Genomic DNA, 15612 nt, shown 5'->3' with positions numbered 1-15612 from the left:
CGACGAGCCCGACCGCGCTGTCGGGCACGGTTCTGGTCACGGGTGGGACGGGTGCGTTGGGTTCGCGGGTCGCCCGGTGGGTGGTGGGTCGTGGGGCGTCGCGGGTGGTGTTGCTGTCGCGTCGTGGTGAGCGGGCGCCGGGCGTCGGTGGTCTGGTCGCGGAGTTGACCGTGTTGGGTGCCGAGGTGTCGGTGGTGGCGTGTGACGTCGCCGACCGTGATGCGGTGCGGCGTGTGGTGGCGGGTATTGAGGGTTTGACCGGTGTGGTGCATGCGGCGGGCGTGTCCGGTGTGGAGAGCCTGCTGGACGCGACGGCCGAGTCGTTCGGGGCGGTGGTGTCGGGCAAGGTGTCGGGTGCGTTGCATCTGGACGAGGCGACCGCCGAGGTGGATCTCGATCTGTTCCTGGTGTTCTCGTCGATCGCCGGGGTGTGGGGTAGTGGTGGTCAGGCCGCCTATGCCGCCGCGAACGCCGCGTTGGATGCGTTGGTGGAGTCGCGTCGGGCGGCGGGGAAGGTGGGCACCGCTGTCGCGTGGGGTCCGTGGGCCGAGGGTGGGATGGCCGGTGAGGTGGGTGCCGTCGATTACTTGGCGCGTCGTGGTTTGGCGGCGATGGATCCGGACTTGGCGGTGCAGGCTCTGGCGTTGGCGGTCGACGCGGGTGACGTGACGACGACGGTTGCCGATGTGGATTGGTCGCGGTTCGTGCCGACGTTCGCCGTGCAGCGGTCGGCGCCGTTGTTCGGTGAGCTGGCGGTGGTCGCTTCCGAGACGTCGGCCGACGATGCGCTGGCGGCACGCCTGGCTGGCCTGTCGGAAACGGAGCGGCGGCGGGAGTTGTTGGCGTTGGTGCGGGCGCAGACGGCGAAGGCGCTGGGTTACGCCGGGGCGGGGCAGGTGGAGCCGCAGACGGCGTTCCGTGATCTGGGTATCGACTCGGTGACGGCGGTGGAGGTGAAGAGCCGCATCAACGCGGCGACCGGTCTGCACCTGGGGTCGTCGCTGGTGTTCGACTATCCGACGCCCCAGGCGTTGGCCGACCACCTGCTGCAGGCGCTGGGCCTCGCCGGGACGGACGACGCGCCGGCGGTGGCGCTGCCGGCGCGGGTCGACGGCGACGACATCGTGATTGTGGGGATGGCGTGCCGGTATCCGGGTGGGGTGGAGTCGCCGGAGGATCTGTGGCGGCTGGTCGCCGGGGGTGCCGACGGCATGTCGGCGTTCCCCGTCGACCGGGGCTGGGCCGTTCCGGCCGACGCGTCGTACTCCGCGGTGGGCGGGTTCGTTGACAGCGCGACTGGCTTCGACGCGGGTCTGTTCGGGATTTCGCCGCGTGAGGCGGTGGCGATGGATCCGCAGCAGCGGCTGTTGTTGGAGGTGTCGTGGGAGACGTTGGAGCGCTCGGGGGTGGATCCGCGGTCGTTGCGGGGCCGTCCGGTGGGTGTGTTCGTGGGGGCGTCGAATTCCGGTTACGGGACCGGGGGACTGTTCGCCGAGACCGGTGACGGTCATGTCCTGACCGGCACGGCGAACAGTGTGATCTCGGGTCGGGTGTCGTACTCGTTCGGGTTCGAAGGCCCCGCGATGACCGTCGACACGGCGTGTTCCTCCTCGCTGGTGGCGTTGCACCTGGCGGCGCAGGCGTTGCGTTCTGGTGAGTGTGATCTGGCGTTGGCGGGTGGGGTGACGGTGATCACGGGTCCGGAGGTGTTCGCGGAGTTCGCCCGTCAGGACGGCCTGTCCTCGGACGGGCGGTGCAAGTCGTTCGCCGGGAGCGCGGACGGCACGGGCTGGGCCGAGGGCGCCGGCATGCTGCTGGTGGAGCGTCGCGGTGACGCCGAGCGCCTCGGACACCGGATCCTCGCGGTGATCTCCGGCAGCGCGGTGAATCAGGACGGCGCGTCGAACGGTTTGACCGCGCCGAACGGGCCCGCGCAGCAGCGGGTGATCCGGCAGGCCTTGGCCAGTGCCGGCCTGACGACCGCCGACGTGGACGTGGTGGAAGCCCACGGCACGGGTACGAAGCTCGGCGACCCGATCGAGGCGCAGGCGTTGCTGGCGACCTACGGGCAGGACCGCGACGAGCCGTTGTGGTTGGGGTCGGTCAAGTCGAACATCGGGCACACGCAGGCCGCGGCCGGGGTTGCCGGGATCATCAAGATGGTCCTGGCGATGCGGCACGGTGTGTTGCCGGCGACGTTGCACGTGGACGAGCCGTCGCCGCACGTGGACTGGAGCGCCGGGGCGGTGGAGTTGTTGACCGCGGCCCGGGCGTGGGAGCCGAACGGCAGTCCCCGACGCGCGGCGGTGTCCGCGTTCGGGATCAGCGGCACCAACGCGCACCTGATCCTCCAGGAGCCGGCCGAGCAGCAGACGACCGTCGAGGCGCCCGAGGCCGACGGCCCGCTGCCGTGGCTCGTCTCCGCCAGGTCGGCGGAGGCGCTGGCCGGGCAACTGGTCCGGCTTCGACAGACCGCGGCGGAGCTGGACCCGGCGGCGGTGGCCTGGTCGCTGGCGACCGGGCGGGCCGCGCTGGAGCACCGCGCGGTGGTGCTCGCCGGCACCCGCGACGACCTCCTCACCGGCCTGCGGGCGCCCACGGTGTCCGGCGTGGCCGCCGAGGGCGGCCTGGCGGTGCTGTTCACCGGTCAGGGCGCGCAGCGGGTCGGGATGGGCCTGCGGCTGGCGGATCGGTTCCCGGTGTTCGCGGCGGCGTTCGACGCGATCTGCGCCCGCTTCGACCAGCTCCTCGACATGCCGCTGCGCGACGCCATCGACTCCGACGCCATCCACCGGACCGGCTACACCCAGGCCGGCCTGTTCGCCGTCGAGGTCGCGCTGTTCCGCCTCGTCGAGTCCTGGGGCGTGACCCCGGACTACCTGCTCGGTCACTCGATCGGTGAGATCGCCGCCGCGCACGTCGCCGGGGTCATGTCGCTCGATGATGCGGTGACGCTGGTGGCGGCACGGGGCCGGCTGATGCAGGCGTTGCCGGCCGGCGGCGCGATGCTCGCGGTGCAGGCATCCGAGGCCGAGGTCCGGTCGATGCTCGCCGGCGGCGTGGACGTCGCCGCGGTCAACGGCCCCACCTCGGTTGTCATCTCCGGTCCGGCGCACGCGATCGACGAGTTGGCACCGCGCTTCGCCAAGGCCACCCGGCTGACGGTGTCGCACGCGTTCCACTCGTCGCTGATGGAGCCGATGCTCGCCGACTTCGCCACCGCGATCGCGCACATCGACTTCGGGGCGCCGCGCATTCCGGTGGTGTCGAACCTGACGGGCGAGCCGGTCGACGAGTTCACCGCCGACTACTGGGTGCGGCACGTCCGCGAGGCGGTCCGCTTCGCCGACGGCGTGGCGTGGCTACGGGCGCAGGGCGTGACGCGGGCGGTCGAGGTCGGCCCGTCGGGTGTGCTGTCCGCGATGGCGCGCCTGACCGCGCCGGACCTCACGTACGCGCCCGCGCTGCGCAAGGACCGCGACGAGGCCGAAAGCCTGCTGTACGCGGTCGCCCAGGCGTGGACGGTCGGCGTCCCGGTCGACTGGACCGCGGTCCTGCCCGCCGCGCCCCGCGTCGACCTGCCCACCTACGCGTTCCAGCGGGACCACTACTGGCTCACCCCGCTCGACCTGCCGGCGACCACCGCCACGGACCCGGTGGACTCGGCGTTCTGGCAGGCCGTCGAGGGCGAGAGCCTGCACGACCTGCTGCACACCGACGTACCGGCCTCGCTGGGCACCGCGCTCGCCGAGTGGCGCCGCGACCGGCTCGCCGCCACGGAGGTGGCCTCCTGGCGCTACGACGTCACCTGGCAGCCGGTCGCCGACCCGGCTCGGCCGGCCACGGGCTCCTGGATCGTGCTGACCCCCCACCACGGCGTCGCCGACCCGCTGGTGTCCGCGCTGAGCGGCGCCGGACTGGACATCGTCGAACTCCCCGTCATGCCCGAGGACCTGGACCGTGCGGTCCTCGCCGAGGAACTCGCCGCCATGGGCGCGGGCCTGGCGGGCCTCGCCGGCGTCGTGTCCCTGCTGTCGCTGGCCGAGCCCGTCGATGCGGTGGTGCCGCACAACTTCCTGACCGTCGTGCAGGCCCTCGGCGACAGCGGCATCGACGCGCGGCTGTGGTGCGTCACCCAGGGCGCCGTCTCGGTCGGCCGCTCCGACCCGCTGCACGACGCGACCGCGGCCCTCGTGTGGGGCGCGGGCCGGGTCGCCGCGCTGGAGTCGCCGGAACTGTGGGGCGGCCTCGTCGACGTCCCGGCCGGTCTCGGCGGGCGCGAGGGCGACCGGCTGGCCGGCGTCCTCGGCGGCGGCGAGGACCAGGTCGCGGTACGGGCCTCCGGGGTCTTCGTCCGGCGGCTGCGACCCGCGCCGTCGCCGGCCCGGCCGCCGGCCCCGCGCACCTGGGACGGTACGGTCCTGGTCACCGGCGGTACCGGGGCGCTCGGCGCTCAGGTGGCCCGTTGGCTGGTGGGTCGTGGGGTGTCGCGGTTGGTGTTGACGTCGCGGCGGGGGATGGACGCGCCGGGTGCTGCCGAGTTGGTGGCGGAGCTGTCGCCGGCGCGGGTGGACGTGGTGGCGTGCGACGTCGCGGATCGTCCGCAGGTGGCGGAGCTGCTGGCCGGGATCCCGGACCTGCGCGGCGTGGTGCACGCCGCCGGCGTCGCCGGCATGGGCCTGCTCTCCCAGACCACCGCCGAGGAGTTCGCCGAGATCGTGCGCGGCAAGGTCGCCGGCGCGGTGAACCTGGACGCGCTGACCGGCGAGCTGGACCTGTTCGTGGTGTTCTCGTCGATCTCCGGGGTGTGGGGCAGCGGGGGCCAGCCGGCCTACTCGGCCGGGAACGCGTTCCTGGACGCGCTGGTGCAGTCCCGTCGCGCGAGCGGCAGGGCCGGCACGGCGATCGCCTGGGGTCCGTGGGCCGAGGCCGGCATGCTCGTCACCGAGGAGGGCGCCGAGGACTACCTGCGCCGTCGCGGGTTGCGCCCGATGCCGCCGGCGCTGGCCGTCCAGGCGCTGGCCGAGGCGGTCGACGCCGACGCCGGTTGCCTGACCGTCGCCGACGTCGACTGGGCGCGCTTCGGGCCGGCGTTCACCGCCTCCCGGCCCAGCCCGCTGCTGCACGACCTGCTCCCCGCCGACGCGGCCCCGGCCGTGACCACGCCCGACACCGACCGGTGGGCCGGGCGGCTGGCCGCGCTCGGGCCGGCGGAACGATCCCGCACGGTGCTCGCGCAGGTGCGCCGCACGGTGGCCGAGGTGCTCGGGTACGCCGACGTGGACCGGGTGCCGCCGGGCCGGGCGTTCAAGGACCTCGGCATCGACTCGCTCACCGCGGTCGAGCTGCGCGACCGGTTGCAGGCGCTGACCGGGCTCGCGCTGCCGGCCAGCCTCGCCTTCGACCACCCCACCGCCACCGCGGTCACCGACCTCCTCCAGTCGCAGGTCACGGGCGCCGACACGGCCGCGCCGGTGCTGACCGCCACCGCCGTCACCACCGACCCGATCGTCATCGTGAGCATGGCGTGCCGGTACCCCGGCGGCGTGACCGGTCCCGAGGACCTGTGGCGGCTGGTCGCCGACGGCGCCGACGCCGTCGGGCCGTTCCCGACCGACCGGGGCTGGGACCTGGACGCGCTGTTCGACCCGGACGGCAGCCGGGCCGGCAGCTCGTACGTGCGGGAGGGTGGCTTCCTGCGCGACGCCTCCACGTTCGACGCCGACATGTTCGGCATCTCGCCGCGCGAGGCGCTGGCGATGGACCCGCAGCAGCGGCTGCTGCTGGAGACGACGTGGGAGGCGCTGGAGCGGGCGGGCGTCGACCCGACGTCGCTCTCCGGCACGCCCACCGGCGTGTTCGTCGGCACCAACGGCCAGGACTACACCACCCTGTCGGCGTCCGCGGCCGAGTCCGAGGGCTACGTGGCGACCGGCACGATCGCCAGCGTGATGTCCGGGCGGCTGTCGTACGCGTTCGGCCTCGAAGGCCCGGCCGTCACCGTCGACACGGCCTGCTCGTCGTCGCTCGTCGCGCTGCACCTCGCCGGCCAGGCGCTGCGGCAGGGCGAGTGCGATCTGGCGCTGGTCGGCGGCGTGACCGTGATGACCACCCCGTACACGTTCGTGGAGTTCAGCCGCCAGCAGGGCCTGTCGTTCGACGGCCGGTGCAAGTCCTTCGGCGCCGGCGCGGACGGCACCGGCTGGTCCGAGGGCGTGGGCATGCTGGTGGTCGAGCGGCTCAGCGACGCCCGTCGCAACGGCCACCGGGTCCTCGCGGTGGTGCGCGGCTCTGCGGTCAACCAGGACGGCGCCTCGAACGGGCTCACCGCGCCGAACGGCGGCGCGCAGCAGCGGGTCATCCGGCAGGCACTGGCGAACTCCGGCCTCACCACCGGCGACGTCGACCTGGTGGAGGCGCACGGCACCGGCACCAAGCTCGGCGACCCGATCGAGGCCCAGGCGCTGCTGGCGACCTACGGCCAGGAGCGGAGCGCGGAACGGCCGCTGTGGCTGGGCTCGATCAAGTCGAACCTCGGGCACACCCAGGCCGCCGCCGGCGTCGCCGGGATCATCAAGCTGATCATGGCGATGCGGAACGACACGATGCCGCCCACCCTCTACGCCGAGGAGCGCACCCCGCACGTCGACTGGAGCGCCGGCGCGGTGGAGCTGCTGACCGAGGCCCGGCCGTGGAAGCCGAACGGGCATCCCCGCCGGGGCGCGGTGTCGTCGTTCGGGATCAGCGGCACCAACGCCCACGTGATCATCGAGGAGCCGGCAGCGGTCACCGACCCGCAGCTCGGCGTCCCGCCGGTCGAGGGCCGCCAGCCGTGGCTGGTCTCGGCGCGCTCGCCGCAGGCGCTGGCCGCCCAAGTGGAGCGGTTGCGTGACTTCGTGGCCGGCGAGCCGGAGTTGGATGCGGCGGCGGTGGCGTGGTCGCTGGCGAGCGGGCGGGCCGCGCTGGAGCATCGCGCGGTGCTGTTGGGCGCGGTGCGTGAGGACTTCGTCGCCGGTCTGCGGGCGCCCGTGGTGTCCGACGTTGGCGGTGCGCAGGCGGCCGTGGTGTCGGGTGTGGTGTCGGAGGGTGATCTGGCGTTCCTGTTCACGGGTCAGGGTGCGCAGCGGGTCGGTATGGGTCTGGGGTTGGCGGCGCGGTTCCCGGTGTTCGCGGAGGCGTTCGACGGGATCTGTGCCCGTTTCGACCTGGTGTTGGATGTGCCGTTGCGGGAGGCGATCGATTCCGACGCGGTGCACCGGACGGTGTACACGCAGGCTGGTCTGTTCGCGGTCGAGGTGGCCCTGTTCCGGTTGCTGGAGTCGTGGGGGGTGGCTCCGGATTTCCTGTTGGGTCATTCGATCGGTGAGATCGCGGCGGCGCATGTGGCGGGGGTGTTGTCGCTGGATGATGCGGTGACGTTGGTGGCGGCTCGGGGTCGGTTGATGCAGGCGTTGCCGGCCGGTGGGGCGATGCTGGCGGTGCGGGCGTCGGAGGAGTGGGTGTGGGAGGTCATCGCCGGCACGGGTGTGGATGTGGCGGCGGTGAACGGTCCGACGTCGGTCGTGATCTCCGGTCCGGCCGGCGTGATCGACGAGGTGGCGCCCGGGTTTGCCAAGGCGTCGCGGTTGACGGTGTCGCATGCGTTTCACTCGTCGTTGATGGAGCCGATGCTCGCCGAGTTCGCGGCCGCGATCGGGCACCTCGATTTCGGGGCGCCGCGGATTCCGGTGGTGTCGAATCTGACCGGTGAGCCGGTGGAGGAGTTCACCGTCGGCTACTGGGTGCGGCACGTGCGGGAGGCGGTGCGTTTCGACGACGGCATGTCCTGGCTGGCCGCCAACGGGGTGACCCGTTGTCTGGAGGTCGGGCCGGCGGGTGTGCTGTCCGCGATGGCCGTCCCAGAGCTGACCTACGTTCCGGCGCTGCGCAAGGACCGCGACGAGACCGACAGCCTGCTGCACGCGGTCGCCACCCTGTGGACCGCCGGCGAGCCCGTGGACTGGACCGCGATCCTGCCCGCACGCGCTCGACTGGAACTGCCCACGTACGCCTTCCAGGGCCGCCGCTTCTGGCCCGAGGCCGCCCCCGGCGCCGCCGTGGCCGTGCCCGGCCTGACCGTCACCGACCACCCGCTGGTCGGCCTCGCGGTGCCGGTGGCCGGCGCCGACGAGGTGCTGCTGACCGGCCGGCTGGCCGCGTCCGCCCAACCGTGGCTCGCCGACCACACCGTGTGGGGCCGCGTGGTCGTCCCCGGCACCGCCTTCGTGGACCTGGCGCTGCGGGCCGCGCGGCAGGTCGGCGGCGGCCGGATCGACGAACTGACCGTCGAGGCGCCGCTGATCCTGGCGGCCGGTGGCGCCGAGGTGCAGGTGCGGGTCACCACACCGGACGGGTACGGCGTGCGCGACGTGCGGATCCACGCCCGCCCGGCGCACGCCACCGACGGCCCGTGGACGCTGCACGCCTCCGGCGCGCTCACCGACGCCGGCACGGACGACGCGTTCACCCTGGCGCAGTGGCCGCCGGCCGACGCGCAGCCGGTGGAGCTGGACGGCTTCTACGACCGCCTCGCCACCGACGCCGGCCTCGACTACGGGCCGGTGTTCCGCGGCCTGGCATCCGCCTGGCGCACCGACGACACGGTCTACGCCGAGGTGGCGGTGCCGGCCGAGGCGCACGCCGACGCGACCCGCTTCGACCTGCACCCGGCCCTGCTGGACGCCGCACTGCACGGCTGCGCCCTGCTGTTCCCGGCCGACGGCACCGCACGCCTGCCGTTCGCCTGGTCCGGCGTCAGCCTGCACGCCACCGGCGCCACCCGGCTGCGCGTCGAGTTGAGCCTGGCCGGGCCGGACGCGGTGACCGTACGGGTCGCCGACGGCATCGGTGAGCCGGTCGCCACCGTGCGACGGCTGATGCTGCGCGGGGCCTCCGCGGACCAGCTCCCCACCGGCGCTCCGGCCGCCGTCCGGGACGCGCTGTTCACCGTCGAGTGGACGCCGCTGCCCACCCCGGCCGGGGACCCGGTCGAGGGCGTCGTGGTGCTGCCGGTCCGCGACGTCGACGAGGCGCTCGACGCCGTACAGAACTGGCTCACCGCCGACGACCCTGCCGGCACGCTGGCCGTCGTCACCCGGGGCGCGGTCCCGGCCGGCGGCCCGGTCTCCGACCTGCCCGGCGCCGCGGTGTGGGGCCTGCTGCGGTCCGCGCAGACCGAGAACCCGGACCGGATCGTGCTCGTCGACGTGGACCACGACGACCCCGCCGCGCCGGCCGTCACCGTGGCGGTCGGGCTCGGCGAACCCGAGGTGGCGGTACGCGCCGGCGAGTTCCTCGTCCCGCGCCTGGTCCGCGCCACCCTCGGGACCGGGGCGCCGGCCCCGATCGACGGCCCGGTCCTCGTCACCGGCGGCACCGGCGGGTTGGGCGCGCTGGTCGCGGCGCATCTGGTCGCGGCATACGGCGTGCGGGACCTGGTGCTGGTGAGCCGTTCCGGCGGTCCCGCGCCGGAGGTGGACGCGCGGGTGCGGGTCGTCGCTGCCGACGTCACCGACCGGGCCGCCCTGGCCGCGGTGATCGACGGCATCGACGGGCTCGCCGGTGTGGTGCACTGCGCGGGTGTCCTCGACGACGGCGTGTTCACCAGCCTGACCGCCGAGCGGGTCGCCGGGGTGATGGCGCCCAAGGCCGACGCGGTGGTGCACCTGCACGAGTTGACGCGCGACCTCGACCTGGCGATGTTCACCGTGTTCTCCTCGGTGTCGGCGGTGTTCGGGTCGGCGGGTCAGGCGGCGTACGCGGCGGCGAACGCGTTCCTGGACGGCTTCATGTCGTACCGTCGTGGTCTCGGTCTGGTCGGTCAGTCCCTGGGCTGGGGTCTGTGGGCCAACGCCGCGGGCATGGGCGGTGAGCTGGCCGCGCGACTGGGCGGCGGCATGTCCGACGAGCTGGGCCTGGCGTTGTTCGACGCGGCCCGCCGGTTGCCCGACGCGCACGTGGTCCCGGCGCGGCTCGACCTCGACGCGGTACGCGCCTCCGGCACGGTGCCGCCGCTGCTGCGCCGGCTGGTCACCACGGCGGTCCGCCGGGCCGACGACGGCGGCGCCCCGGGCCCCGACCTGGCGCGACGCCTCGTCGGGCTGGCGGACGCGGACCAGGACCGGCTGCTGACCGACGTGGTGTGCACGGCCGCCGCCGGGGTGCTCGGCCACGAGTCGGGCGACGCGGTGCTGCCCGGCCGGGCGTTCAAGGACCTCGGGTTCGACTCGCTCACCTCGGTCGAGCTGCGCAACCGGCTCAACGCGGCGACCGGGCTGCGGCTGCCCGCCACGCTGGTGTTCGACTACCCCACCCCGGACGCGCTCGCCGGCTGGCTGCGCACCGAACTGCTCGGCGCCCCGGCCCCCGCCCAGGCGCGGCGCGCCCGGGCCGCCACCGACGACGACCCGATCGCCATCGTCGGCATGAGCTGCCGGTTCCCCGGCGGGGTCAACAGTCCCGAGGAGCTCTGGCAGCTGCTCAGCGATGGCGCCGACGCGATCGGCCCGTTCCCCACCGACCGCGGCTGGCCCGCCGACCCGGCCGGGTACGCCCGACAGGGTGGCTTCCTCGACGCGGCCACCGACTTCGACGCCCGGCTCTTCGGCATCTCGCCGCGCGAGGCGGTCGCCATGGACCCGCAGCAGCGGGTGCTGCTCGAAGCCTGCTGGGAGGTGTTCGAACGCTCCGGCATGGATCCCGGGTCGCTGCGCGGCGAACCGGTCGGCGTCTTCATCGGCGCCTCCACGTTCGGCTACGGCATGAACGGCGGGATGCCCCCGGGCAGCGAGGGTCACCTGCTCACCGGCACCGCCCCCAGCATCATCTCGGGACGGGTGGCGTACACGTTCGGGCTGGAGGGGCCGGCGTTGACCGTGGACACGGCGTGCTCGTCGTCCTCGGTCACGCTGCACCTGGCGGCGCAGGCGCTGCGCCGGGGCGAGTGCACGATGGCGCTCGCCGGTGGCGTCACGGTGATGGCCAGCGCCGGTATCTTCCCGAGCTTCGACAGCCAGGGCGGCCTGGCCGGGGACGGGCGGTGCAAGCCGTTCTCGGCCGACGCCGACGGCACCGGCTGGTCCGAGGGGGTCGGCGTGCTGCTCGTCGAGAAGCTCTCCGACGCCCGGCGCCACGGCCACCAGGTGCTCGCCGTCGTCCGGGGCACCGCGGTCAACTCCGACGGGGCCAGCAACGGGCTCACCGCACCCAACGGTCCGTCGCAGCAGCGGGTCATCGGGCAGGCGCTCGCCGACGCCCGGCTCACCCCGGCCGACGTGGACGTGGTGGAGGCGCACGGCACCGGCACCGTCCTCGGTGACCCGATCGAGGCGCAGGCGCTGCTGGCCGCGTACGGCGGCGACCGGGACGGGCAGCCGCTGTGGCTCGGCTCGATCAAGTCGAACATCGGCCACACCCAGTGCGCCGCGGGCGTCGCCGGCATCATCAAGATGGTGCTCGCGATGCGGCACGGAATCCTGCCCCGGACGCTGCACGCCGACCAGCCCTCGCCGCACATCGACTGGACCGGCGGCGCGCTGCGCCTGCTGACCGAGCCGGTGTCGTGGAGCGCAGCCACCGGGCGTCCGCGCCGGGCCGCCGTCTCGTCCTTCGGCATCAGCGGCACCAACGCCCACGTCGTGCTGGAGGAGGCGCCCACCCGGGCGCCCGCCCCGGCGCCGGCCGAACCGGACCCGAGCGTCGTGCCGTGGGTGCTCTCGGCCCGCACCGCGGAGGCGTTGCGGGCCCAGGCCGGCCGACTGCACCAGCACCTGCTCGCCCACCCCGACCTGCGCCCGGTCGACGTGGGGCACACCCTGGCGAGCGCCCGCGCGGTCCTGGAGCACCGCGCCGTGGTGCCCGCCGCCGTGGAGAACCTGGCCCGCGTCGCCGCCGGTGACGACACCGGCACGCCGGCCGGCACCGGCCGGACCGCCGTCCTGTTCACCGGGCAGGGCGCGCAGTGGCCGGGGATGGGCGCCGGCCTGGCGACCCGGTTCCCGGTCTTCGCCGAGGCGTTCGACGCGATCGTGGGGCGCTTCGACGGGCTGCGCGAGGCGTTGGAGTCCGACGCGATCCACCAGACCGTGCACACCCAGGCCGGGCTGTTCGCCGTCGAGGTCGCGCTCTACCGGCTGTTCGAGTCGTGGGGCGTCACCCCCGACTACCTGCTCGGCCACTCGATCGGCGAGATCGCCGCCGCGCACGTCGCCGGCGTGCTCGACCTGGACGACGCGGTGACCCTGGTGGCCGCCCGGGGCCGGCTCATGCAGGCGCTCCCGGCCGGCGGGGCGATGCTGGCGGTCCGCGCGTCGGAGGCCGACGTCCGGGCCGCGCTGCCCGCCGGGGTGGACGTCGCCGCGGTCAACGGCCCGAACGCGGTGGTCCTCTCCGGGCCCGCCGACGCCATCGACGCGCTGGAGCCACGGTTCCCCCGCGCGACCCGACTGACCGTGTCGCACGCGTTCCACTCGTCGCTGATGGAGCCGATGCTCGCCGAGTTCGGCGCCGCGATCGAGAACCTCACCTACCGGGCGCCGCGGATCCCGGTGGTGTCGAACCTGACCGGCGAGCCGGTCGGGGAGTACACCGCCGGCTACTGGGTGCGGCACGTCCGCGAGGCGGTCCGCTTCGCCGACGGCGTCGCCTGGCTCGCCGCGCACGGCGTGGTGCGGTGCCTGGAGGTCGGCCCGCACGGCGTGCTCACCACGATGGCCCCGCAGACCGCCGCCGACCTGCTCTACGCGCCCGGGATGCGGCGCAACCGCGACGAGGCCGCGACCGCGCTGGACGCCGTCGGCCGGCTGTTCGTCTCCGGCGCCGCCGTCGACTGGTCCGCGGTGCTCGACGGGCGGGGCGGGCGCACGGTGCCGCTGCCGACGTACGCCTTCCAGCGCGAGCGGTTCTGGCCGGCGTCCGTCGGTGCGGGCGACGTCACCTCCGCCGGCCTGACCGGGGGTGGCCACCGGATGCTCGCCGCCTCCGTCCGGCTGGCCGGGGGCGACGGCGACGTCTACACCGGCCGCCTCTCGCTCGACAGCCACCCGTGGCTGGCCGACCACGTCGTGCTCGGCCGGATCGTCGTCCCGGGCACCGCGTTCGTCGAGCTGGCGGCGCACGCCGGCCGCGGCGCGATCCGCGAGCTGACCCTCGCCGCGCCGCTCGTGGTGCCGGCCGGGGGCGCGGTGGACCTCCAGGTCCGGGCCGCCGAGCCGGACGAGGCGGGGGACCGCCGCATCGCGATCGCGGCGAAGGCCGACGGCGCGACGGACTGGACCACGCACGCGACCGGCGTCGTCAGCCCCGGCGAGGGTGCTCCACCGGCGTTCGACCTCGCCGCCTGGCCGCCGGCCGGCGCGGAGCCGGTCGACGTCGACGGCCTCTACGCCGCGACCGCCGCCAACGGACTCGACTACGGCCCGGTCTTCCAGGGCCTGCGGCGGGCCTGGCGGCTCGGCGCCGACGTCTACGCCGAGGTCGAGACCACCGACCCGGAAGCCGGCCTCTACGCGCTCTTCCCGCCGCTGCTCGACGCCGCGCTGCACGGCATCGGCCTCGGCGCCTTCGTCGGCGACGCCGACCGGCCGTGGCTGCCGTTCACCTTCTCCGGGGTCACGCTGCACGCGATCGGCGCCACCGCCGCCCGGATCCGGCTCTCCCCGGCCGGCACCGACACCGTCGCGCTGTCGGTGGCCGACGGCACCGGTCAGCCGGTCGCCACCGTCGACGCCCTGGCCCTGCGCCCGGCCGCCCTCCCGGCCGACGCCGCCGGACCGGCGAACGCGTTCTTCACCGTCGACTGGGTCCCCGCCCCGGCGACGCCGGACGGCCCGACGCCGACCGCTGTCGTCGCCGGCGACCCGGCCGCCGCCGAGCGGCTCGGCCTGCCGCTGGTCGACGAGCCGGCCACCGTGGCGGACCTCGTCGTGGTCCCGGCGACGTCGGTCACCGAGGTCCTCGGTCTCGCCCAGCGCTGGCTGGCCGACGAGCCGGACGGGCCGTCCCGCCTGGTGCTGCTCACCCGATCGGCGGTCCCGGCCGGCGGCCCGGTGGCCGACCCGGACGGCGCGGCGGTCTGGGGCCTGATCCGCAGCGCCCAGAGCGAGAACCCCGGCCGCATCGTGCTCGCCGACACCGACGACGACCCCGCCTCGGCCGCCGCCGTCGTCGCGGCGGCGGCCGGCGACGAGCCGCAGATCGCGGTACGCGCCGGCACGGTCCTCGTGCCCCGGCTGGTCCGGGCGGAGGCGCCCGCGGCGAGCGAGCCGGAGCGGTTCCCCGGCACGGTCCTCATCACCGGCGGCACCGGGGCGCTCGGCGCGCTCGTCGCCGAACACGTGGTGCGGACCCACGGCGTACGCGACCTCGTGCTGATCAGTCGGCAGGGCGCGGACGCGCCCGGCGCCGCCGACCTGGTGGCGTCGCTCGAAGCGCTCGGCGCCCGGGCGACGCTCGCCCGCGGCGACGCCGGCGACCGGGACGACCTGCGCCGCGCCATCGCCGCGGTCCCGGCCGCGTCGCCGCTCACCGGCGTGATCCACTGCGCCGGCGTGCTCGACGACGGCGTGCTCGGCGGCCTCACCGCCGAACGGGTCGATCGGGTGCTGCGCCCCAAGGCGGACGCCGCCCGGCACCTGCACGAGCTGACCGCGCATCTCGACCTGCGCTGGTTCCTGCTGTTCTCCTCCGTCGCGGCCACGTTCGGCGCCCCCGGGCAGGCCAACTACGCGGCGGCAAACGGGTTCCTCGACGGTCTCGCGTCGCACCGACGCGGGCTCGGCCTGCCCGCCCAGTCGATGGCCTGGGGCCTCTGGGCGGTCTCCTCCGGGATGACCGGGCAGCTCGACGACCGTGACGTCGCCCGCATCGGCGGCGGCATGACCACCGCCGACGGGCTTGCCCTGTTCGACCGGGCGCTGGCCGCCGGCCTGCCGCACACGGTGCTGAACCCGCTGGACCTGGGCGCGTTGGCCGGGGCGGAACTGCCACCGCTGCTGCGCACGCTGGTGCCGGCGGCGCCCCGACGGGCGGGGGAGTCCGCGCCGGACGGGCGCGAGCTGGCCCGGCGGCTGGGCGGGCTCGACCCGGCCCGGCGGGCGGAGGCGATGCTCGACCTCGTTCGCGGCCAGGCCGCCGCCGCCCTCGGCTACCCCGACCCCGCCGCGATCGAGCCGGAGCGCGGTCTCACCGACCAGGGCCTCGACTCGCTGACCGCGGTGGAGCTGCGCAACCGGCTGGCCGCCGCGACCGGACTCCGGCTGCCCTCCACGCTGGTCTTCGACCATCCCACCGCGGTACGGCTGGCCGCGGAACTCGACCGGCGGCTGGCGGCGGCGGGTCCTGCCGACCCGGGCCTGCTCGACGACCTCGACCGGGTCGCCGGCGGTCTCGCCCTCGACGGGCTGGACGAGTCGGTGCGCCGGCGGGCGGTCGCCCGGCTGCTGGCCCTCGCGGCCAAGTTCGGCGGCACCGACGGCACCACCGAACCGGCGGCCACCGGCGGCCTCGACGCGGCCACCGACGACGAGATTTTCGCCTTCATCGACAACGAGCTCGGCGCTTCCTGAGACTGCGGAG

The 15612-nt window shown here is 75.1% G+C and carries 1 protein-coding gene (cut by a window edge); it reads left to right on the top strand.

Features of this window, described 5'->3' with window-relative positions:
- Positions 1 to 15602 carry the 3' portion of a type I polyketide synthase gene (locus O7618_RS12660; protein WP_278106269.1) on the top strand. Its footprint begins 18070 nt before the window's first position, so only the last 15602 of its 33672 coding nucleotides appear in the window; its start codon lies beyond the left edge, outside the window; its stop codon occupies positions 15600 to 15602.
- The last annotated feature ends 10 nt before the right edge of the window (positions 15603 to 15612 follow it).

This window comes from Micromonospora sp. WMMD980, assembly GCF_029626035.1.
Classification (GTDB): Bacteria; Actinomycetota; Actinomycetes; order Mycobacteriales; family Micromonosporaceae; genus Micromonospora.
The sequence above is the reverse complement of the archived record's forward strand: the minus strand, read 5'-3'. Positions and strand labels throughout refer to the sequence as shown.